The 21,718-nt window shown below is 65.6% G+C and carries 21 protein-coding genes and 1 pseudogene; 9 read left to right on the forward strand and 13 right to left on the reverse strand.

Going from position 1 to position 21,718, the window contains the following annotated elements; all coding sequences use genetic code 11:
* Positions 1-9: 9 nt before the first annotated feature.
* Both E5554_RS00180 and bla read right to left on the reverse strand, forming a co-directional pair.
* The gene (locus tag E5554_RS00180) at positions 10-831 is read right to left on the reverse strand and encodes an SDR family oxidoreductase (protein ID WP_136185628.1); all 822 of its coding nucleotides are present in this window, start codon (positions 829-831) and stop codon (positions 10-12) included.
* Between the two features lie 60 nt (positions 832-891).
* The gene (gene bla, locus E5554_RS00185) at positions 892-1,818 is read right to left on the reverse strand and encodes a subclass B3 metallo-beta-lactamase (RefSeq protein ID WP_136185629.1); all 927 of its coding nucleotides are present in this window, start codon (positions 1,816-1,818) and stop codon (positions 892-894) included.
* Between the two features lie 107 nt (positions 1,819-1,925).
* Here bla and E5554_RS00190 point away from each other — a divergent pair, with 107 nt between their 5' ends.
* The gene (locus E5554_RS00190) at positions 1,926-2,798 is read left to right on the forward strand and encodes a LysR family transcriptional regulator (protein ID WP_136185630.1); all 873 of its coding nucleotides are present in this window, start codon (positions 1,926-1,928) and stop codon (positions 2,796-2,798) included.
* Between the two features lie 99 nt (positions 2,799-2,897).
* On the opposite strand, the gene greB is transcribed toward E5554_RS00190, so the two are convergent.
* Together greB and E5554_RS00200 are read right to left on the reverse strand one after the other, a co-directional pair.
* Positions 2,898-3,383 carry a transcription elongation factor GreB gene (gene greB, locus E5554_RS00195; RefSeq protein WP_004208672.1) on the reverse strand — a complete coding sequence of 162 codons (486 nt, stop codon included), beginning with the start codon at positions 3,381-3,383 and terminating at the stop codon, positions 2,898-2,900.
* Positions 3,384-3,428: 45 nt separating this feature from the next.
* Entirely contained in the window at positions 3,429-5,501 is a 2,073-nt protein-coding gene (locus E5554_RS00200) for a lytic transglycosylase domain-containing protein (protein ID WP_136185631.1), read from the reverse strand.
* A 99-nt stretch (positions 5,502-5,600) separates the two neighbouring features.
* On the opposite strand from E5554_RS00200, the gene dapA reads away from it, so the two are divergent.
* The 6 genes and pseudogenes from dapA (at position 5,601) to recA (ending at position 11,697) form a co-directional block, all read left to right on the forward strand.
* A complete protein-coding gene (dapA, locus tag E5554_RS00205; protein WP_004208674.1) occupies positions 5,601-6,479 on the forward strand; it encodes a 4-hydroxy-tetrahydrodipicolinate synthase in 879 nt (292 codons plus the stop codon).
* Positions 6,480-6,523: 44 nt separating this feature from the next.
* The gene (gene smpB / locus E5554_RS00210) at positions 6,524-7,006 is read left to right on the forward strand and encodes an SsrA-binding protein SmpB (RefSeq protein WP_010337314.1); all 483 of its coding nucleotides are present in this window, start codon (positions 6,524-6,526) and stop codon (positions 7,004-7,006) included.
* A gap of 3 nt (positions 7,007-7,009) precedes the next feature.
* The gene (locus tag E5554_RS00215; RefSeq protein ID WP_136185632.1) at positions 7,010-7,603 is read left to right on the forward strand and encodes a DUF2062 domain-containing protein; all 594 of its coding nucleotides are present in this window, start codon (positions 7,010-7,012) and stop codon (positions 7,601-7,603) included.
* A gap of 83 nt (positions 7,604-7,686) precedes the next feature.
* A pseudogene (locus E5554_RS00220) lies at positions 7,687-10,073 on the forward strand (ATP-binding protein).
* A gap of 84 nt (positions 10,074-10,157) precedes the next feature.
* Positions 10,158-10,514 (forward strand): response regulator, encoded by a 357-nt coding sequence (locus E5554_RS00225; RefSeq protein WP_136185633.1) that lies wholly within the window; start codon positions 10,158-10,160, stop codon positions 10,512-10,514.
* Positions 10,515-10,626: 112 nt separating this feature from the next.
* Positions 10,627-11,697, forward strand: a complete 1,071-nt coding sequence (gene recA, locus E5554_RS00230) for a recombinase RecA (RefSeq protein WP_004208679.1) — start codon at positions 10,627-10,629, stop codon at positions 11,695-11,697.
* 177 nt (positions 11,698-11,874) lie between these two features.
* On the opposite strand, the gene E5554_RS00235 is transcribed toward recA, so the two are convergent.
* The 5 genes from E5554_RS00235 to aspS all read right to left on the reverse strand — a co-directional run bounded on the left by E5554_RS00235 (position 11,875) and on the right by aspS (position 17,389).
* Entirely contained in the window at positions 11,875-12,060 is a 186-nt protein-coding gene (locus E5554_RS00235) for a hypothetical protein (protein WP_004208680.1), read from the reverse strand.
* Between the two features lie 88 nt (positions 12,061-12,148).
* On the reverse strand, positions 12,149-13,477 hold the full coding sequence (locus tag E5554_RS00240; RefSeq protein ID WP_136185634.1) for a methyl-accepting chemotaxis protein: 1,329 nt from the start codon (positions 13,475-13,477) through the stop codon (positions 12,149-12,151).
* Between the two features lie 81 nt (positions 13,478-13,558).
* On the reverse strand, positions 13,559-14,344 hold the full coding sequence (locus tag E5554_RS00245) for a polyphosphate kinase (RefSeq protein WP_063976444.1): 786 nt from the start codon (positions 14,342-14,344) through the stop codon (positions 13,559-13,561).
* 65 nt (positions 14,345-14,409) lie between these two features.
* Positions 14,410-15,486, reverse strand: coding sequence for a DUF5694 domain-containing protein (locus E5554_RS00250; RefSeq protein WP_017499615.1), 1,077 nt, complete (start codon positions 15,484-15,486; stop codon positions 14,410-14,412).
* 118 nt (positions 15,487-15,604) lie between these two features.
* A complete protein-coding gene (gene aspS, locus E5554_RS00255) occupies positions 15,605-17,389 on the reverse strand; it encodes an aspartate--tRNA ligase (RefSeq protein ID WP_136185635.1) in 1,785 nt (594 codons plus the stop codon).
* A gap of 128 nt (positions 17,390-17,517) precedes the next feature.
* Between aspS and rnd the strand changes: the two genes are divergently transcribed.
* Both rnd and E5554_RS00265 read left to right on the forward strand, forming a co-directional pair.
* A complete protein-coding gene (rnd, locus tag E5554_RS00260) occupies positions 17,518-18,684 on the forward strand; it encodes a ribonuclease D (RefSeq protein WP_099231051.1) in 1,167 nt (388 codons plus the stop codon).
* A gap of 11 nt (positions 18,685-18,695) precedes the next feature.
* Complete coding sequence (locus E5554_RS00265) at positions 18,696-19,013, forward strand: I78 family peptidase inhibitor (protein WP_017499617.1); 318 nt, start codon at positions 18,696-18,698, stop codon at positions 19,011-19,013.
* A 12-nt stretch (positions 19,014-19,025) separates the two neighbouring features.
* Here the strand turns inward: E5554_RS00265 and E5554_RS00270 are convergent, their stop codons facing one another.
* The 4 genes from E5554_RS00270 to E5554_RS00285 all read right to left on the reverse strand — a co-directional run bounded on the left by E5554_RS00270 (position 19,026) and on the right by E5554_RS00285 (position 21,530).
* Positions 19,026-19,961 carry a PAS domain-containing protein gene (locus E5554_RS00270; protein WP_010337303.1) on the reverse strand — a complete coding sequence of 312 codons (936 nt, stop codon included), beginning with the start codon at positions 19,959-19,961 and terminating at the stop codon, positions 19,026-19,028.
* Between the two features lie 172 nt (positions 19,962-20,133).
* Positions 20,134-20,547: a hypothetical protein gene (locus tag E5554_RS00275; protein WP_004208689.1), complete on the reverse strand. Its 414-nt coding sequence runs from the start codon at positions 20,545-20,547 to the stop codon at positions 20,134-20,136.
* A 25-nt stretch (positions 20,548-20,572) separates the two neighbouring features.
* Positions 20,573-20,956, reverse strand: coding sequence for a hypothetical protein (locus tag E5554_RS00280; RefSeq protein ID WP_004208690.1), 384 nt, complete (start codon positions 20,954-20,956; stop codon positions 20,573-20,575).
* 64 nt (positions 20,957-21,020) lie between these two features.
* Complete coding sequence (locus E5554_RS00285; protein ID WP_136185636.1) at positions 21,021-21,530, reverse strand: helix-turn-helix transcriptional regulator; 510 nt, start codon at positions 21,528-21,530, stop codon at positions 21,021-21,023.
* Positions 21,531-21,718 lie beyond the last annotated feature (188 nt).

Here is a 21,718-nt window from a genome sequence, read left to right on the forward strand (position 1 = left end):
GGGCCTGAGTCAGCGCCCGGTTGCCGACGCTCCCGTGCGATAGCCCGGCTGGGCCGGTTCGCCGAACGCCGCCAGGATCGTATCGAACCGGCGGGCCAGGTCGTCGCGATATTCGGGATGGGTGATGATATAGGGCTGGTCCTGCTCGACCGCGCGCACCACCGCCCGGCCCAGCCAGATCGGCTCCATCATGTTGGCGCGAATCTGCGCCAGCCGCGCCGGGTCCATCGCGCCCGGCCCGACCGTGTCGGATTCCGACATGCGGCTGCGGGTCAGGCCGGGAAACAGGGTAGAGACGCCGACGCCATGGGGCGCCAGTTCCTGCCGCAGCGAATCCGACAGGCCCAACACGCCGAACTTGCTCGCCGAATAGGCGGCGAACAGGCCGAAGGGGTTGAGCCCGTTCATCGACGATGTGTTGACGATATGCCCCGCGCCCCGATCGACCATCGCCCGCGCGAAACAGGCGATACCATTATAGACCCCGGTCAGGTTGACCGCGACCAGCCGGTCGAAATCGGCCGGGTCCATGTCGATCAGCGGCGCAAAGCCCGACGCGATTCCGGCATTGTTGCAGAGGATATCCACAGGCCCGAAGCGCGCCTCCGCCGCTGCCTTGGCCTGCGCCCAGCTGTCGCGGCAGGTAACGTCGATCGGCAGCGCCAGCGCATCCGTCCCCGCCGGCAGCTTCGCCGCCTCCGCTTCGGCGAAACCCGCGTCGATATCGGCCAGGATGATGCGCCCGCCCTGCTCGGCAAAGGCTTGAGCCATCCCTGCGCCAATGCCGCCGCCACCCCCGGTGATGAATATCGTCCTGCCCGCGATCTGCATCCTGCCCTCCTTTATATTTACAACAATAGTGTTGCAAATTAAGGCCAGCAGGGAAAGGGGCTATCGGCCCCGGCTGTAACTGCGCGTTTCCCCTTCCGCCGCCAGCTTCTTGTCCAGCATCCCGGCGGCGCGGTCGGCATAGCGGCGGCAGGCGGTCGGATCGATGAAGGCATTGGGCACGCGCTTCACCCGCAGGCGCGCCAGCTTGGCCGGGTCGGCCGGATCGGGATGGGCCGTGATCAACAGGTCGCATTCCATTACGCCCACCTTGGCAAAGGTCGCGCGAAAGGCGTCGACCACCGGCCGGTGCGCCGGATCGGAAAACGCATAGCCATCGGCCGCGATCGGATTGAGGCTGGAGCCGAAGACCATGGTCGCGCATTGCCGCCCCTCGCAACTTTTCCAGCGCCAGCTCATGCTGCCCATCGTATGGCCCGGCGTCGCGACGGCGGTGATGACCGTGTCGCCCAGCCGGATCTCCTCGCCATCCTTGACCGTGCGCAGCCGGCGCACGGCGGGAAAACGCTCCAGCCAGGCCGCCTGCGGATCGGCCGGATCGATGCCGCCAGTGCGCAGCACGGCCGCCGCCGGCGCGCTCGCTACCACCGTCGCGCCGCTGTCGCGGGCCAGCGCGGCCAGCCCGCCGGCATGGTCGAAATGCGGCTCCGTGCTCAGGATCAGCTTCACGTCGCGGATCGAAAAGCCCAGCGTCCTGATGTTCGCCTCCACGTCGCGCACCGCCTGCGGCACCGCACCGTCGATCAGGATCAGCCCGGCACTCGTTCTGATGAGCGCGACATTGAGGCCGCCGAACCCGACCAGATAGGTCTGGCCATGCAGCCGGACCGGTGCCTGCGGCGCCAGCCAGCGCTTGGACGAGGCGAGCGCGATCGGCCGCAGCAACGGATCATCCGCCGCCTTCGTCCAGGCCGGGCCACCCAGAAACATCGCAGCCATGCTGATACCTACGCCCATCCAGTTGCGCATCGCCTTACCCCTATATACTTGGTGATCGGCAGAGATTGCGGGAGATACCGGCTTGCGGCAAAGCATCAATTCTCGACACAGCTATTAGCTGATCTTATGCACAAACCATGGATCGCGCCCAATTGCCGCTCAATGCCCTGCGCGCCTTCGAGGCGGCGGCCCGGCATCTCAGCTTCACCCGCGCCGGCCTCGAACTCTGCGTCAGCCAGGGCGCGGTCAGCCAGCAGGTCGCGCAGCTTGAGGCGCGGATCGGCGCACCACTGTTCCGCCGCCTGCCGCGCGGCCTCGCTCTGACCGATGAGGGGCTGGCGCTGCTCCCGGTGCTGGCCGATGCGTTCGACCGGGTCGGCGGCACGCTGGAGCGAATCGAGGGCGGGCGGCTGCATGAAGTGCTGACCTTGGGCGTGGTCGGCACCTTTGCCGGCGGCTGGCTGTTGCCGCGCCTTGCCGATTTCGCCCGCTCCTGCCCCCATGTCGATCTGCGGCTGATGACCAACAATAACCGGGTCGACCTGGCCGGCGAAGGGCTGGACCTGGCGATCCGCTTTGGCGAGGGTGCCTGGCACGGCACCCATGCCCAGCCGATCCTGCGCGCGCCGCTCGCCCCGCTCTGCACGCCCGCCCTCGCCGCCCGCCTGGCCGATCCCGCCGCGCTCGCGCGCGAGCCGCTGCTCCGCTCCTATCGTGCCGACGAATGGCCGCGCTGGTTCGCTGCCGCCGGTGCGCCCTGCCCGCCGTTGCGCGGGCCGATGTTCGACACCTCGCTGCTGATGGTGGAGGCGGCGCGCGCCGGCCTTGGCATCGCGCTCGCCCCGGTCGCGATGTTCGCCGCCGATCTGCAGGCCGGGCGGCTGGTCCAGCCTTTTCCTGAGAGCGTCGATGTCGGCGGCTATTGGCTCACCCGCCTGCTGTCCCGCCCCGACAGCCCCGCCATGGCCGCCTTCCGCGCCTGGCTGGCGGATGCTGTCCTACAGGGATGATCGCCCCTATAATGGGGTGGCCCACGCAAGGATATTACGGGGATTGGAAATTCCATGTCAAAATGTGCGGGAAATGTGGGAAGTTAAGCGATCGAAATCCTATTGCGGATAGCTGATCGCCATCACCTCATATTCCTTTTCGCCAGCGGGCAGATGCACCCGGCGCAGGTCGCCGATGGCCGCCCCGCGCAGCGCACGGGCGATCGGTGATCCCCAGCCGATCCGGCCGGCGTCCACATCGGTCTCGTCATTGCCGACGATCGTCACGGTGCGATGATGATCATCCTCGTCGGCGATGGTGACGGTCGCGCCGAAATAGACCCGCCCCTTGTCGGGCTGCTGGCGCGGGTCGACGACCTTGGCGTCCTTCATCTTCTTCGACAGGCGCTTCAACTGGCCGTCAATCTCGCGCATCCGCTTGCGGCCATAAAGATAGTCGCCATTTTCGCTGCGGTCGCCATTGCCCGCGGCCCAGCTTACCACCTCGACGATGCGCGGCCGCTCGACGCCCAGCAGATGGTCATATTCCGCGCGCAGCTTCGCAAAGCCCTCGGGGCTGATATAATTGGGATAGGGACCGCTCATGCCGCCCCTTATCCACAGCCTTGGCCGACGCGCAAACCGGAAAGATCAGCCCGGCGTCTGCTTGCCAAGATAGCGGCTCAGCACCGCATTGCTGCCCTTGAACTTGGCCCGCTCCGGGTTCATCGCTTCATAGACGACGGCATTTTCCAGCACCCGCTGGACATAGTTGCGCGTCTCGAAGATCGGGATCTGCTCGATCCAGCGCAGCATGTCGGCGCCCGGCAGGCGCGGGTCGCCATTGGCCTTGACCCAGCGATTCACATTGCCCGGCCCGGCATTATAGGCGGCCACGGCCAGCGGATAGCTGCCGCCATAATAGTCGAGCATGCGCTGGAAATAGCCTGAGCCCAGCATGATGTTGTAGCTGGGATCATTGAGCGAGCCGGCGTCATAGCTCAGGCCCAGCTTGCCCGCCTGCTCGCGCGCCGTGCCCGGCATCAGCTGCATCAGGCCGCGCGCGCCGGCATGGCTGACGATCTGCTTGTCGAACTGGCTTTCCTGCCGCGCGATCGCATGGACCATGGTCCAGTTATATTGCGCCGTCGGCGGCACCGGCACGCGCGGAAAGGCGCTCGCGCCATAGCCGGTCAGGCCGTTGGACACCGCTCGGCGGCCGACCATCACGCCCATGTCGGGGCGGCCCAGATTCTGCGCCAGCTCGGCGGCCAGGAAATGATCGCCATCGCTGTCGGCGCCATTGGCAATGGCGCGCACGAATTTGCTCTGGTCTTCCCAATAGCCCATCTGGCCCAGCGCCCTGGCGGCGCGCACCACCGACCGGTTGTTGAACTCGCTGCGTTCTGCGGCCGAGATCGACACCGCCCGTTCGGGCGGCGGCGGCACCGGTCGGCCCAGCCGCTCCAGCGCCAGCTGGCCATAATATTGATCGGGGAATTGCGCCGACTGGTTGAAATAGCTGTTGGCGCTGGCAGCATCGCCCGCCTGCAACGCGGCACGACCCGCCCAATAATAGCCCTTGGCCTGGACCTGGGGCGACTTGCCGCCGGTCGCATAGCGGCGGAACATCGCCACCGCATCGGTCGGACGGTTGAGATTGTAGAAGGCGGTCGTGCCCGCCAGCCAGGCAAGGCTGGTATAATCGTCGCGCTCGCCGATCGGCCGGGTCGACACGTCCGTGCCCGGCGCATAGGCGTCGTCCAGCTGGCTGGCGATGCCATAGGCAAAGCTCCACTGGCTGTCGTTCGCCGACGACCGCGCCTGGGCCAGCAGCGTCTCATACCATTTTTCGGCATTGCCGGGGCGGAAGGTCAGCGGCTGGCGATTGGCCAGATATTGGCGCCCGGCGATCCAGTTGCCGCTGTTGAGCAGCCAGGTCGCCTTGTCGGCGATGAAGCCCGCATCGCTCGCCCCGCCGGCCGGCTCGGCCGTCTGCATCTTGATCGCGGCGTCCGGCGACTTCTGGCGAAAGGCGATGCGCGCATCATAGATCGCCCGCCGCGCCGGGCTGACATAGGCCAGCATCCGCATCGCGCCGATCGTGTCATTGCTCCACAGCAATATGTCGGCGCGCTGGTCATGGTCGGCCACGGTAAAGCCCGATCCGAACAGCGACAGCAGCCGCGCCTCGTCGGTCGGGCTCAGCGTGCCGGTGATCCAGGCGGTGCGCGCGGCCACCCGCGCCTCGTCCATCCGCCCGGCCTGCATCAGCGCTACGGCATTGCGGGCATGGCCGGTCGCGGTGCGCGCCGGGAAGCGGGCGAAGAAGGCGATCACCTGGCGCGGATCAAAGCTGTCGGGATTGATCCCGGTCTCGGCCAGCCGCCGCATCCGGTCCTCGCCCGGCCAGCCGGGATTGGCCATGATGAAGCTGGCATAGGTGGAAAAGCCCAGCCCATCGCTCTGCTGCAAGGCGCGCCACTGGCTGATCGTGCCGGCGATCGAGGGATCGGACGGCATGCCGACGCGGCTGGCCGCCTGGTTCCAGGCGCTGGGCTGAGTCGAGCCCGGCTGGCCCGGCAGGGGCTGCACCATCGCCTGGGCATAGACGGTGGGGGTTTCGGTCTGGGCGCCGGCACCGGCGGTTGCGAGCAATAAAGCAATGACAGGCATGCGGATCAGGTAACTTTCGACAGTTCCGGGCTTCGGCATGCTGGACATAATCGCTATTGCATCCTTATCAGGCCCTGAATGACGCGCTATAGCGCGCCGCTTGCCCGATCATGCCCCGGTCGCCCGGAGAATTGAAGGAGTTTAATGATGTTTTCCGGGTCGATTCCAGCCCTGGTGACCACTTTCCGCGACGGAGCGGTGGATGAGGCCGCCTTCCGCGCCCTGGTCGACTGGCAGATCGAGGAAGGGTCGAGCGCGCTGGTCCCCTGCGGCACCACCGGCGAAAGCGCGACCATGACGGTCGAGGAGCATAATCGCGTCATCGCCATCTGCGTCGACCAGGCGGCCGGCCGCGTGCCAGTGATCGCCGGCTGCGGATCGAACGACACCCGCATCGCGCTGGAACATATGTATGCGGCGCAGGCCGCCGGCGCCGACGCGGCGCTGGTCGTCGCGCCCTATTACAACAAGCCGAATCAGGACGGCGTCTATCAGCATTTCGCCTATCTGGCGCAGCGCTGCGACCTGCCGATCGTCCTCTACAACGTCCCCACCCGCACCATCACCGACATCGGCGTGCCGGTGATGCACCGGCTGAGCCAGGAATATCAGTCGATCGTCGGGGTGAAGGACGCCACCGGGAATCTGGGGCGGGTCACCGCGCAGCGCCTCGCCTGCGGCCCGGACTTCTGCCAGCTTTCGGGAAATGACGAAACCGCACTCGGCTTCAACGCGATGGGCGGCCGGGGCTGTATTTCGGTCACCGCCAATGTCGCCCCGCGCCTGGTCGCCGATTTCCAGGCGGCCTGCGCCGCGCAGGATTGGGATGGTGCCCTGGCGCTGCAGGATCGTCTCTATCCCCTGCATGATGCCCTGTTCAGCGATTCTTCACCCGGCCCTGTCAAATATGCGCTTACCCGCGTGCGGCCCGACATGCCCGGCGAGCTTCGGCTGCCGATTACCTGGCCGTCGGAATCGAGCCGCGCCGCGGTCGATCGCGCGCTGGAGATCGCCGGTCTGGTTTGACGCGCCGGCGTCCCTATATGATGAATTGAGTTAAGTAGCAGACTATGGCCCGCCCCCGCCCCGCAACCTTCGACAAGAAGAAGATCGTCGCCGAGAACCGGCGCGCCCGTTTCGATTATTTCATCGAGGACGTGTTCGAGGCCGGCATCGCGCTGCAGGGCACCGAGGTGAAGGCCCTGCGCGGCGGCGAGGGCAATATCGCCGAAAGCTATGCCGAGGTGAAGGGCAACCAGGTCTTCCTGGTGAACAGCAACATCCCCGAATATAGCCATGGCAACCGCGAAAATCACGAGCCCAAGCGGGTGCGCAAGCTACTGCTGCACGAACGCGAGATCGAGAAGATGCACAGCGCGGTGTCGCGCAAGGGCATGACGCTGGTGCCGCTGATGGTCTATTTCAACAGCCAGGGCCGGGCCAAGGTCGAACTGGCGCTGGCCAAGGGCAAGCAGAATCACGACAAGCGCGACACGATCAAGGAACGCGACTGGAAGCGCGATCAGCAGCGCATCATGAAGGCGCATAGCTGATCCATGGACAATCGCTTCTCCCGCTGGTGGCACGCCAACGCGCCAACCCGTGAATCGCTGGAGAAGAGCCGCGTCCTTGCCCCCGTCGCCCACCGCGTGCTGGAACCCTCGCTGTGGCGCTTCACCCGCCGGTCGGTGCCGCGCGGCGTCGCGCTCGGCCTGTTCGTCGGCATCTTCCTGCTGATCCCCGGCGTCCAGATCGCCGGCGCCGCGATCTTCGCCCTTCCCTTCCGCGCCAATATTCCGGTGGCGGCGGCAATGACCTTCCTGTCCAACCCAGCCACCACGCCGCTGATCCTGATGGCGTCGGTGTGGCTCGGCAACTGGATGCTCGGCCGCAGCGCCGACGCCTCGGGCTTCATGGCACTGGTCGATGGCCATGCCTCGATCGGCCAATGGTGCGCCTGGCTCTTTTCCGAAGCCGCCCCGGCCATGCTGCTCGGCCTCTTCCTCATCTCGCTCGCCAGCGCGGTGGTCGGCTATGTCGGCGCCGACTGGTTCTGGCGCCGTCGCATGGGGCGCAAGTGGCAGGCGCGCAAATTGAGGATTGGCAAGCGCACCGAAAGCAGCGCATTGGAAGAGATCGCTCGGGTCTGATCCTTGGCGTCATGGTTCCATTGTAAGGGCTTAAGGGGACGGCGCCGATGGTTGCGCGGGTAAACAGGGATGATGAGGCGTGGATGGGGCAGGCCCCGTCGCGCAGCTTCGTGCCCCTGCTCGCGCTCGCCGCGGCCGCCTCCGCCGCGATCGTCCTCTATGCCATTGGCGACTGGGCGCTGGCCGCCGGCTTCGCCGCCACGGTCATCACCATCGCCGCGCTGCTCGCCTGGTATCGCCACCTCTATCCGCCGCCGCTGTCCGCCAGTGATGCCGTGCCCGACTGGACTGTGGCGCGCGCGCCGCCGCCGACGCCTCCAGCATGGCGATCGCCGTCACCGACCGCGCCGGCCGGCTGGTCTGCGCTAGCGACCTGTTCGGCGAATGGTTCCCCGGCTATCCCTCGCCGCCAGCGGTCAATGCCGATGCCTCGCTGATCGAGGGACTGACGGTCGCCGCCCGCGCCGCCTGGCGCGATGGCGAGGCCAAGGTGGAGGCGATCGCCCATGCGACCCTGCGCCTCGACGTCGACATCACCCGCACCGGTCGGTCGGAAGATTATCTGCTCTGGCGCTTCACCCCGATGCGCCAGCCCAGCGCGCTCGATGATGTCCATCGCGTGCTGACCGGGGAGGCCGGACGGCAACTGGGCGAAGCCGGCATCATGGCCGTGATGATCGGCGGCGAGGGCCGCATCCGCGCCGCCAACGGCGCCTTCCTGCTGCGCGCCGCCGGCCGGATCGATGCCAACATCACCGGCCGCGATTTCGCCGCCCATATGCGGGTCGATGACAAGGGCCGCCTGTTCCTCGCGCGGGAGGAAAGCGGCGGCCTGCCGCTGCGCCTGCTGCAGGTGCCGCTGCGCCGCGCCACCCAGCTGGGCGGCATCCAGAATGGGGCACAGGACGGCCCGATGCTGCTGCTGCTGATCGACGAGCCGGTCGGCGGTGGCGGCACCTCTGCCCTTTCCTATATCGAAACCCTGCTCTCGCTGCTGCCCTTCGGCCTCGCCATGGCCGATCGCGACGGCCGGGTGCTGTTCGTCAACAAGGCGTTCGCCCGCGCCGCCGGCATCAAGGATGCCGAAACGCCCAGCTATCCCGGCGACCTGGTCGTGCGCGAGGATCAGGCGGCGGTGGCCGACGCGGTGCGCCGCTTTGCCGTCGGCCCGCAAATGTCGGGCGACATCGCCGTGCGCATGCGCGAACAGCCCGAGGAACCGATCGCCCTCTCCCTCGCCGGCGTCCGCGGCCTGGGCGAGGCCGCCGTTCTGCTCAGCCTCAAGGACAATAGCGAGGAATCGAAGCTCAAGCGTCAGGTCGCGCAGGCGACCAAGATGCAGGCGATCGGTCAGTTGGCGGGCGGCGTCGCCCATGACTTCAACAATATCCTGACCGCCATCATCGGCCATTGCGACCTGATGCTGATGCGCCATACGCCGGGCGACAGCGACTATGACGACATCACCCAGATCAAGTCGAACAGCAATCGCGCCGCCGGCCTCACCCGCCAGTTGCTCGCCTTCTCGCGCCAGCAGACGCTGCGCCCGCAGATATTGCAGCTGCCCGACATCGTCGCCGACGTTTCCAACCTGTTGAAGCGCCTGCTCGGCGAGAATGTGAAGCTCGACGTCAGCCATGGCCGCAACCTCGGCGCGGTGCGCGCCGACCCCGGCCAGCTGGAACAGGTGATCATCAACCTGGCGGTCAATGCCCGCGACGCCATGCCCGAAGGCGGCACGCTCAATATCCAGACCTATGGCGTGCCGGCGAACCGCGTGCGCGAGATGCGGCAACAAATTCTGCCGATCAGCGACTATACCGCGTTGCGCGTGTCCGACACGGGCCTGGGCATCCCGCCCGACATCTTGTCCAAGATCTTCGAACCCTTCTTCACCACCAAGGAACTGGGCAAGGGCACCGGTCTTGGCCTTTCCACCGTCTACGGCATCGTCAAGCAGTCGGGCGGCTATATCTTCGCCGAATCCGAACTGGGCCGGGGCGCTAGCTTCGTCATCTATCTACCGGTCTATGCCGGCGGCGACATCGAACAGGCCAAGCCCAAGACGCCGATCAAGCGCAGCGAAACCTGGGGCACCGGCACGGTGCTGCTGGTCGAGGATGAGGATATGGTCCGCGCCGTGGCCGAACGCGCCCTCACCCGCCAGGGCTACAAGGTGCTGACCGCCAGCGACGGCGAACAGGGGCTGGAAGTGCTGGGCGGCGGCGAGAAGATCGACCTGCTGATCTCCGACGTGGTGATGCCCAATATGGATGGCCCGGCGATGGTGGCGCAGGCCCGGCGCAGCTTCCCCGACCTCCCCGTGCTGTTCATGTCCGGCTATGCCGAGGAGCAATTGCGCAAGTCGATCGACATCGCCAATGTCGCCTTCCTGCCCAAGCCCTTTTCCGTCAACCAGCTGGCCGAAGCGGCGCGCGACGCGCTGGCGATGCGACCGGCGGCAGAATGAACTTGCCCGCCGGCAAACGATTATGCTGGGCATCGCCTGCCCCTTTGGCTAGCGATGGGAAGCAAGAATAAGGGACAAGGGCGCATGGCTGACGGCAAGTCCATCCTCATCGTCGAGGATGAAGCGATGATCGGCATGATGCTGGAAGATTATCTCGACGCGCTCGGCTATCGCCTCCACGCGACCGCCGCGTCGGTGGACGAGGCGTGCGCCCTGGCGCGCGAGGGCGGGTTCGACGCCGCTCTGCTCGACTGCAATCTCCAGGGTGAAAAAAGCTGGCCGGTCGCCGACATATTGGCCCAGCAGTCGATCCCCTTCCTGTTCGCCACCGGCGGCATGGCCGACGATCTGCCGCAGGGCCATGCCGATCGGCCGACGCTCGCCAAGCCCTTCACCATCGGCGCCGTCGAACGCGCGCTGGAGAAGATTTTCGCCGACTGAATAGGCAGGATAGGAAATTTCCGTTCCCCTCTTGTTCCACAGGAACAAACAGGATACACCATTGGCAGGCGCCGAGTGACTCGACGCGATCCGCTTGACAGGGGATAGGCCGATGACCGCTATGCTCTCACTCATCGATTCCAAGAAGACAGGCACAATGGACAGACAGAAAGCATTGGAGGCGGCGCTCGCCCAGATTGATCGCGCCTTCGGCAAGGGCAGCGCGATGAAGCTCGGCAGCCGCGAGAAGATCGAGATTGAATCGATCTCGACCGGCTCGCTCGGCCTCGACATCGCGCTCGGCATCGGCGGCCTGCCCAAGGGCCGCATCATCGAGATTTACGGCCCGGAAAGCTCGGGCAAGACCACGCTGACGCTGCATGCGATCGCCGAAGCCCAGAAGGCCGGCGGCACCGCCGCGTTCGTCGACGCGGAACATGCGCTCGACCCCATCTATGCCAAGAAGCTGGGCGTCGACATTGACGAACTGATCGTGTCGCAGCCCGACACCGGCGAACAGGCGCTGGAAATCGTCGACACGCTGGTCCGCTCCAACGCCATCGACATCCTCGTCGTCGACTCGGTCGCCGCGCTGGTGCCGCGCGCCGAGATCGAGGGCGAGATGGGCGACAGCCATGTCGGCCTGCAGGCGCGCCTCATGTCCCAGGCCCTGCGCAAGCTGACCGGGTCGATCGCCCGCTCCAAGTGCATGGTGATCTTCATCAACCAGGTGCGCATGAAGATCGGCGTGATGTACGGCAATCCGGAAACCACCACCGGCGGCAACGCGCTCAAATTCTACGCCTCGGTCCGTCTCGACATCCGTCGCACCGGCCAGATCAAGGATCGCGACGATATCGTCGGCAACGCGACCCGCGTGAAGGTGGTGAAGAACAAGGTCGCCCCGCCCTTCAAGCAGGTCGAATTCGACATCATGTATGGTGAGGGCATTTCCAAGATCGGCGAAATGCTCGACATCGGCGTCAAGGCCGGGCTGGTCGAGAAGTCGGGCTCCTGGTTCTCCTATGACTCGGTCCGCATCGGCCAGGGTCGCGAAAACGCCAAGACCTTCCTCAAGGAAAATCCCGAAATGGCAGACCGCCTGGAAAAGGCGATCCGCGGCAAGACCGAGGAAGTCGCCGAAGGGATGATGGCCGGACCCGAAGCGGGGGATGACGACTAAGCAGGACGACCGCGCCCGACCGGATCAACCGGGCGCCTGATCCTGGCTTTCGTCCACCTCTGGCTTCACGCTCTGAAAAGGCCCGTTGCGCGATGGCGCGGCGGGCCTTTTACCTGCCGGGCGCAAGACAGGGCTGTCGCCATGCAGGCGCAACGGAGGGGAAGAGGGAAAAGACCGCTATTCGTGCGGCCGCAGGGCGCGGTTGAGCGAATCCAGCACCTCGGCGATCGGCTCGGTCACGGTGACGCTGCGGCCTTCGCCAAAGCGGATGCGGGTGCCGTCGGTCACGGATGAGACGAAGGTCACCTGGGTAGGGTTGACCGCGGTTTCGGTGCGATCGACGCCGACGAACATGACGAGCATGATCTTCTCTCCCATTTTCGGCCCGTGCCGGACCCATTGGATGCAAGACTAGCTGCTTTTTGCGCCGTTACCAGAGGCTTTGTGCGGTTCAGCCTGCCTGGATCGCCTGCAGGAACCGGCTCGCCCGATCGTCCAGCCGGTGTGCGACCGTCGCCAGTTGCCCCGCCGCAACGCCGATATCATGGGCGCCTGCCGCCGCCGCGCTCGCATTGTCACTGATCTGGCGCGCGCTCTGGCGGATATGGTCGCTCGACGATCCGGCTTCCGACAGGCTCGCGGCGATCGACCGGCTGAAGGCGCCATGGCGCGCCACCGCCGAAAAGACCGATGCCGACACCTCGTTCGCGGTCGCTATCGCCGCGTCCATGTGCAGATGGCCCTGCGCCACCGTCTCCACCGCCAGCCGGACATGGCCGATGCGCTGGCCGATCTCGGCCGCCGCCTCGCGCGTCTGGCTCGCCAGCGTCTTCACCTCGCGCGCCACCACGGCAAAGCCCTGCCCCGCCTCGCCGGCCCGTGCCGCCTCGATGCTGGCATTGAGCGCCAGCATGCTGGTCGCCCGCGCAATATCGTCGATCAGGGTGATGACCGCGCCGATCCCGTCCGCCTCGACCCGCAGCGCCGCCGTCTGCTCGGCCCCGACCTGCGTCTGCGCCACCGCCGCGCGGATCGCCTCGCCCGCCGCGCGCACCTGGCTTTCCATCGCCTGGAACAGCCCGCCCAGTTCCTGCCCGCCGCTGGCGATGCCGTGCAGGCTGTCGGCCGTCTGCTCCGCCGCGACCGCCATGCCGGCCGCCGCCTCGCCATTGCCCGACGCCCGCTCCACCGCCTGTTCAGCGCGCGCCGACAGCATGTCGGCCATGCCGACCAGATCGGCGATCAACGCCTCGACATCCGCGCGAAATGCGCCGCTCTCGCGCGTCACATGTTCCAGCCGCCGGGTGCGGGCCAGCGCATCGCGTGTATCCCGCTCCGCCGCCAGCCGCAGCAGCAGCGGGCCGCCGACCACGCCGGCATAATCGCCGCCCTGCGTGACGATCAGCCCCTCACAATCACTCCCCTGCGCTGCATAAAGGTCGATCAGCCGTTCGATGCTGGCGCTCTGCTCCACCGTCGCGCACGGCCGCACATGCTCGTCCAGCCGCCCGCCGAAACTGGGATTGCGCAGCAGCGCATGACCGAAGGGATTGAACAGGATGCGCCGCATGTCGCGCTCATAAATGGCCCCCACCGGCCGATCGGCGGCGTCCACCACCGGCAGCAGCCGCAGCGCCGCATCGTCCTGGAAGCGGTCGACGGCCTGGCTGAGCGGCTGGCCCAGCCGGACCGCAGCGCAGCCCTGCGCAAAGGGCAAGGCGGTGCCGGCGGCAACATGCGGCTCCGGGTCGGGCCGATCGAGCATCTGGGGCGCGTACATGGCGCCCGGCCTAGAAGAAAAGGGTAAATGACCGCTTAGTATTTAATGACGCTTTTGTTACAGATAGTTGTTTTTGCGGAATTATTTGGCCGGCTTATAGCCAAATGCCTCGCGCGCCAGCTTGACCACTTCGGGATCGGCCGCCGGGAAATCCATCGGCACCAGTTTCTCCAGCCGCTCCGCGACATAGGTCAGCGCCGCGATTCGTCCGGCCTTGCGGTTATTATTGTCGATCACCTTCCAGGGCGCCTGCTTGGTGTCGGTCTTCTCGAACATGTCGTGCGTCGCATCCCAATAATCCGCACGCCTGGCCCGGTTGCGATAATCGTCGGCGCCGGTCTTCCACCGCTTCCACGGCGTATCCAGCCGCTGCGCCAGTTGCTCGTCCTGCGTCTCCTGGGTGATGTGGACGAACAGCTTGATGATGTTGGTGCCGGTATCGACCTGCTGCGCCTCGAACGCGTTGATATCCTTGTAGCCGCGCTTCCATTCCGCCTTGGTGGCATATTTCTCCACCCGCTCGACCAGCACCCGGCCATACCAGCTGCGGTCGAACAGGCCGATATTCTGGCTGGCGGGCAGCCGGGTCCAGAAGCGCCAGAGGAAATGATGGTCCAGTTCCTCGCGCGTCGGCGCGGCGATCGGGTGGACCTGATAGTAACGCGGGTCCCAGTCCGCGGTCATCCGCTTGATGATGCCGCCCTTGCCCGCGCCATCCCAGCCTTCCAGCATGATGACGGTCCGGCGGCGATGCAGGATATGGGCGACCTGAATCTTCGACAGGCGACGCTGCAGCGCCAGCAGCGCCGCATCATAATCGCCTTTATACTTCGCTCCGGTTTCATAGTCCGACAGATTGATCGTCATGCGCCGCTCTCCTGCAAGGGGACGGCTGATTAGATCGAACCGCGCCGCCAAGAGCAAGCGCGGCCTCAGTGCAGCACGGCATCGGTATCGACCAGCCGCACATCGTGCATCATGTCGAGATAGGCCTGGAGATAGAATTTGTGCGAGGCTCCGACGATCACCAGCATCCGCTGGCGCGGCGCGGCGGCGAAGACGTCGCGAATATTGGCCGCCATGCGCAGGTTGCGCACCTCCCAATAGCCGGCATAGCCGCGCCCGAAACGCTCGGGCGAAGGCTCCTTGAGCGCCGCGCCGAAATCGCTGTCATAGATGGTCTGCGCCTGATCCGGCGCATTATAGGCGCGATAGAGCGCCAGCACGCCGGCCCCCGTCCGGATGCCGGGCTGCAGCGCCGCATCGGCCGCCTTGCGCCGCGCCGTCGCTTCATTGTCCCACGCCTTCATGATCGCCGCGCCCGCCGCCTTCTCCTCCTCGGCATTGCGATAGGGCCGGTCGGCGCTGTGGTCGTCCATCGGTTCCAGCCGCTCCAGCCCCAGCCGGGCAGCCAGCGGCGCGGCAATCAGGAACTCCTCGTTGCGACGCTGGCGCAGCGTTTCCAGCCGCGCCACCAATATGGCGTCCAGCCCATCCCCCGCATGCCGGTCCGCGCCGTCCAGCCGCAGCCATTGCACCAGCGCCGATCCCTGATCCGCCGCCGCCAGGAACAAGGCCGCCATATGGCGCCGGTCCGATGCCGTCGGCCGCTCCGGCCAGGCGGCCATACGCCGCTCGACCTCGGCCGTGGCGGCCGGCACGTCCAGCCCGGTCGCCTGGCGCGCCGGCGTCGCGTCCCAGCAATAGGTTTCCACCGTCTCCGCATAGCGGAACGGCGCGCGACGCAAGGCGTCGCATTGCAGGCCAGACAGGGACTCGACCGCGATCGATTGCGGCTTCCACGCCGCCAGCCGGTCGATCAGCGGCCCCAGCGCCTTTGCATCGAAATCCTTTGGCCAGCCCGACAGATGGGGCGTGCCCAGCACCATCACCTCATTGGGCGGCCCGGCAACCGCCTTCAAAGCGCGCGGATCGAAACCGGGACCAGTCGCCTGCACAGACACCGCCGCAAGCCCCGCTGCCACTATCGCCATGATCGTCCGCATCATCCGCCACGCTCCCTTGCCGCCACGTGTGTTATCATAACAATACAGCAAGGCAAGACGGCAAAGAAAAAGGCCCCCGCCAGATGGCGGGAGCCCTGTTCCTTCCAGCCGAGGGAAAGGCTTATGCCTTCGCCTGCGGCTCCACCACGCGGACATGCAGTTCGCGCAGCTGCTTGAACTCGGCAGCGCTGGGCGCCCCCATCAGCAGGTCTTCGGCGCGCTGGTTCATCGGGAACAGCGTGATCTCGCGCAGATTCTGCGCGCCGCACAGCAGCATCACGATACGGTCGACGCCGGCGGCCATGCCACCATGCGGCGGCGCGCCGTACTGGAACGCGCGATAGAGACCGCCGAAACGCTCTTCCACGTCGGCCTGGCTGAGGCCGACCAGCTCGAACGCCTTCACCATCGCCTCGGGCGACTGGTTACGGATCGAACCCGACGCGATCTCATAGCCGTTGCAGACCATGTCATACTGATAGGCCTTGAGGCTCAGCGGATCCTGATTGTTGAGCGCGTCCAGCCCGCCCTGCGGCATCGAGAAGGGATTGTGGGCGAAGTCGACCTTCTTCTCGTCTTCATCATATTCATAGAAGGGGAAGTCGACGATCCAGCACAGGTCGAACCGGTCCTTGTCGATCAGGTCGAGCGTCTCGCCGACGCGGATGCGCGCCAGGCCCGCCAGCTTCGCTGCCTGCGACTCCTTGCCCGCGGCGAAGAACACGCCGTCATTCGGGCCAAGGCCCAGCGCTGCGATCAGCTTGGCGGTCGCTTCCTCGCCATGATTCTTGGCGATCGGGCCGCCGGGCACGCCATCCTTGATGTTGATATAGCCAAGGCCCGAATAGCCTTCGCCGCGCGCCCAGCTGTTCATGTCGTCGAAGAATTTGCGGCTGCCCGCGCCCGCGCCCGGCGCCGGGATCGCGCGGATCACATTGCCGCTCTCGACCAGGCTGGCGAAGATGCCGAAGCCCGAGCCGTGGAAATGCTCGGTCACGTCCTGGATGATGATCGGGTTGCGCAGGTCCGGCTTGTCGCTGCCATATTTCAGCATGGCTTCGGCATGCGGAATGCGCGGGAAGCTGCCGGCCGGGGTGACCGGCTTGCCCTGCGCAAATTCCTCGAACACCGATGCGATGACCGGTTCCATCGTGTTCCAGACATCTTCCTGGGTGACGAAGCTCATTTCCAGGTCGAGCTGGTAGAATTCGCCCGGCAGACGATCGGCGCGCGGATCTTCGTCGCGGAAGCAGGGCGCAATCTGGAAATAGCGGTCGAAACCGGCAACCATCAGCAGCTGCTTATATTGCTGCGGCGCCTGCGGCAGGGCGTAGAACTTGCCCGCATGGATGCGGCTGGGCACCAGGAAGTCGCGCGCGCCTTCCGGGCTGGACGCGGTCAGGATCGGCGTCGAATATTCGGTGAAGCCGGCATCTTCCATGCGGCGACGCATGTCGCGGATGATCTTGGTGCGGGTGACGATATTGGCGTGCAGCGTTTCGCGGCGCAGGTCCAGGAAGCGATAGCGCAGGCGGATATCCTCGGGATATTCCTGCTCGCCCGCCACCGGCAGCGGCAGTTCGGCCGCGGTCGACAGCACGGTCACCTTGTCGGCCACGACCTCGATCGTGCCGGTCGCCATCTTCGGGTTGGTCGCTTCCGGGCCGCGCGCGACCACGGTGCCGTCGATCGTCACGACCGATTCCGCACGCAGGCCGTCTAGGATGCGCAGCGGCTCGCTGTCCGCCTTGGCGACGATCTGGGTCAGGCCATAATGGTCGCGCAGGTCGATGAAGAGAACGCCGCCATGATCGCGCTTGCGATGCACCCAGCCGGACAGGCGCACATTCGCGCCGACATCGGCTTCACGAAGGGCGCCGCAATTGTGGGTGCGATAGGCGTGCATGGCGTTTCGATCTTTCAAATTCGTTTTACGGAAATGACAAATTGTTGCGGCCCGGCTATGGGCTTGCCTTGTCGACTATCGACCAGCCCGCAGGACGCGGGCCAGCCCATAATAAGATCGAAGACCATATGCAAATTCATCCGCTGATTACCGACAGCAAGACGCTTTCCGATTTCTGCGCCCGCATGGCCAAATCCCCCTATGTCGCGGTGGATACCGAGTTCATGCGCGAGAATAGCTACTGGCCCGAACTCTGCCTGGTCCAGGTCGCCGACTCCAACGAGGCCGCGGCGATCGATCCCAAGGCGCCGGGCATCGACCTTACGCCCCTGCTCGACCTGCTGGTCAATAATGAGGACGTGCTCAAGGTCTTCCATGCCGGCGGCCAGGACATCGAGATCGTCCATAATCTGACCGGCAAGACGCCGCATCCGATGTTCGACACCCAGATCGCCGCCATGGCGCTCGGCCTTGGCGAACAGATCGGCTATGGCAACCTCGTCGACGCCTGGCTCGGCGTGCAACTCGACAAGGGCGCACGGTTCACCGACTGGGCGCGCCGCCCGCTCGACAAGCGCCAGATCGACTATGCGATCGGCGACGTCACCTATCTGATCGAAATCTTCCCCAAGATGCTGGAAGAATTGCGCAAGACCGGGCGCGGCGACTGGCTCGACCAGGAAATGGAGCGGATCAGCGATCCGTCCAATTACGAGAATGATCCATCCGAAGCCTGGAAGCGCGTCCGCATCGCCAGCCGCAAGGCCGATGTGCTGGGTCGCCTCAAGGCGCTGGCCGCCTGGCGCGAGAAGGAAGCGCAGGACAAGAATCTGCCGCGCGGCCGCATCGTCAAGGACGAGACGCTGGCCGACATCGCCAGCCACCCGCCGCGCGCGCAGGAGGATCTGGGCAAGGTGCGCGGTCTCTCCGCCACCTGGAAGAGCAACGACATTGGCGGCCGGCTGATGGCTGCGCTCGGCGCGCACAAGCCGCTCGGCAAGGACGAGATGCCCGAGCGCGATCCCAAGCGTCCGGGCCTGGGCAAGGATGGCGCACTGGTCGCCGACCTGTTGAAGCTGTTGCTCAAGATTCGCTCGCGCGACATCAATGTCGCCCCGCGCCTGCTCGCCCGCACCGACGATATCGAGGCGCTGGCCGCCGGCGTGCGCGACGATCTCGCGATCCTGGAAGGCTGGCGCTATGACCAGTTCGGCCGGGACGCGGTGGACCTGGTCGAAGGACGCCTTGCCTTTGCGGTCAAGAATGGCCGGCTCAAGATGACGCGGACTGAATAAGGAGACGGACGATGCGGATGCCGGTGCCCATGCCGATGATGGCGATGATACTCCTGCCCCTGGCCGCCTGTGCCGGAACCGGCAGCGAAGGCCCCGGCTCCGCATCGCCGCCTGCCATGGCGCAGGGGCCGTGCAGCCATGACGGGCTCGACCGCTTCACCGGCCAGAAGGCGACGGCCGATCTGGGCGCGGAATTGCTCAAGGCGTCGGGCGCGAAGACGCTGCGCTGGGGCGGTCCCAATATGGCCATGACCATGGACTTCCGCCCCGACCGGCTGACCGTCAGCTATGACGATCAGATGGTCGTCACCAGCGCCCGCTGCGGCTGACCCGCGCCCGCCTCATTCGGCGGCGCGCGGCAACTCCACTACCGTGCTCCCATCGAGCGCGGTGATCAGCACCACCGCCCCCTCGGCGCCATAGGCGCCGTGCAGGGCGACGATAGAGGCCTTCACGGCCACCGCCTCGCCGCGATTGCTCAGCAGCATGGTCTGCACGCATTGCGCGCCCTGCCCCTGCATCGCTCGCTCCAGCGCCTGGCGGAATGCCGCGCGGCCATGGGTGAGGACCAGGTCGGTCAGTTGCACGCCCATCACCCGTTCGCGCGGCAGGCTCAGCATGTCGGTGAAGGGCACATCGACCGCGTCGATCGTGCCGCGCACCGACAGGCGGACATAGCCGACATCGCCATGGGCGGTCATCGCCTCGATGATCGCGGCCTTGGCATCGGCCAGCCGATGGCGGCGCACATCCTCGGTAATGTCGCGGAACATGATGACGGTTGACCTTCCAAGGGGGAAACTCTGCAGCCGCAGCCAGGCGCCGTCGGCAAAGGGGGAGGGAATATCGGCTGCGCTCGGCTCGCCGCCGCTCACGGTGCGGCGCACATGCACTTCCATCAGGCTGCCACTGATCGACGGCAGGACGACGTCCAGCTTCGGACCGACCATCTGCCCCACCGGCTTGCGACAGATGGCGCTGGCGACCCGGTTGACGAAGTCGACGCGCATGTCCTGGTCGCAGATGATCACCGCCTGATCGACCCAGTCGGCCAGCGCGAACAATTTCTCCTCGGCGCTTTCCTGACCGGCGCTGCCCGACTGGGCTTTCAGCGCCCGGAATTCGTTGACGCCCAGCAGCACATGAGTCGCCCGGCCATGATGGGTGATGTAAAGCGGCGTGCGTGTCGCCATGTCGCGACATTCGGAAAAGCCGCGGACCAGGTCGGCCGCGGTGACGACCGGACTTTCGGCCGGATAACCACCCTCTCCCTCCATTCCATCACTCCCTACTGGGTTCAGATGGCGCGTAACGCGCTGGGTCATGTCCCTTGATGCCATAATTATCGGCCCTCCATCAATCGGACAAAAACAGAAGCAACATGCCTTCCTCGGGACGGGACGGCTTCAAGAGGGAATGACGGGCATTTCCGCATCCTGTTTCCTTTGCTCAGGCCGGAAACGCGTGTTTCCGGTCCATCTGCGTGCCCATGGCCATCACGACCAGCACCGGCACCGCCCAGATTGTCGACATGGCGTAGAAGAATTTGGTGAGGTAGGCGGGTGACACGATCACCGCGACTTGAACCGCCGCCACATTCAGCTGGAAGGCGGCGACGATGATCGGCCAGCGCCGGCTGCTCAGCATCGAAATGATGATCTTGAACAGCAGCGAGGCGCATTCGATCGCCAGGATCGTGCGGATCAGCACCGCCTCCGGCCGGATGGTCAGGACCGCCGTCTGGGCCAGGATGAACCCTGCCCAGACGCCGACGATGCTCCAGCGCCCGGTCGCGCCGCCATAACGCACCACGAAGATCGAGGTGGCGATCAGCGCGATCGTATAAGCGAGGAAGATCTGCACGATCCTGCCTTCCGGTCCGGTCGCGTCAGGCGACCAGGCGCAGGGCGTCGGCCTGCTTTTCTTCCAGCGCGCTCCACGGGCTGTAGCAGCCGTCGGCGCGTTCGGCCTGGTTGGTCTTCATGCGGATCTTGGTCGCTTCCAGATGGGCGCCCAGCAGCTGCTCGCGACTCTGCATCATCGTGTCGATGCAGCCATGGAAGCGCTTGAACAGCTTCTGTCCCTGTTCGGGGGCCAGGCCGATGGTGCGGGCGGTGTCGATCATGTCGGCGCTCATCCGCAGCGTATGGGCCAGAACATCGTCCAGCTTCACATAGGCATCGCGGACCTGGCCGCTCAGGTTGAAGAAGGTGTCGTCCGACATGTGCATTTCGCTCTTGGCGGCGCGCTCGGCGCGGCGGGCATTGGACATGGCAAGGCTCCCTTTTCAGGCCAGCGCTCGCTGGCCCATCAGATGGTTGGATTGTTGGAGACCGTCAGCCGAACAGATGATTGAGCCAATATCCCATCGTGATCAGCGCGGCCAGGGAACCCCCTGCCCATAACGCGACCCGGAAGATGGTCGTCAGGATCTGCCATCGATTCAGCCCATGCGGTTCCCCTCCCATGGTTGCCAGAATCCGGTTACCCAATTGGCGCAAACGACCCTTTTCCTGCCGCTCTGCACCAGCCGGGATTTCGCCGGTCCGGGTCGGCCTGCTTGGTGCCGACGCCTCCTTCTCACCCGCCATCGCCGGTTCAACAAGCGGCTCCGGCTTTAATTCAAATTGCTTGAATTGCGCGTTTTTCTCGGCCTCTACCAATATCCGGGCGGCTTCGCGCCGATCCCTGGCGCCCAGCGCCACGGTCGCGCGATAGACATATTGATCGACCGTGCCGGGGGTCAGCGATGTACGCTGCGCGATCTGCTTGGAGGTATAGCCCTGTGCCACCAGCCGCAGGCATGCCCGCTGATTATCGTCCAGACTGGCAACCGCATTCGACATTCCAACCCCTCTGATCGCCCACAGGGAATCATGCCCCGGAACGGATGTAAACTTCTTCTATGATCAATTTTTTATGATGACGGCCAAGCTATTGATTTATATCAGATACACTTCATCCATATCGGTGAGACGAAAAAGGCGACGCCTGTGGGCATCGCCTGTTTCCGTTACGGAATCCAGTCATGACA

The sequence above is a fragment of the Sphingobium sp. PAMC28499 genome, from assembly GCF_004795815.1.
Classification (GTDB): domain Bacteria; phylum Pseudomonadota; class Alphaproteobacteria; order Sphingomonadales; family Sphingomonadaceae; genus Sphingobium; species Sphingobium yanoikuyae.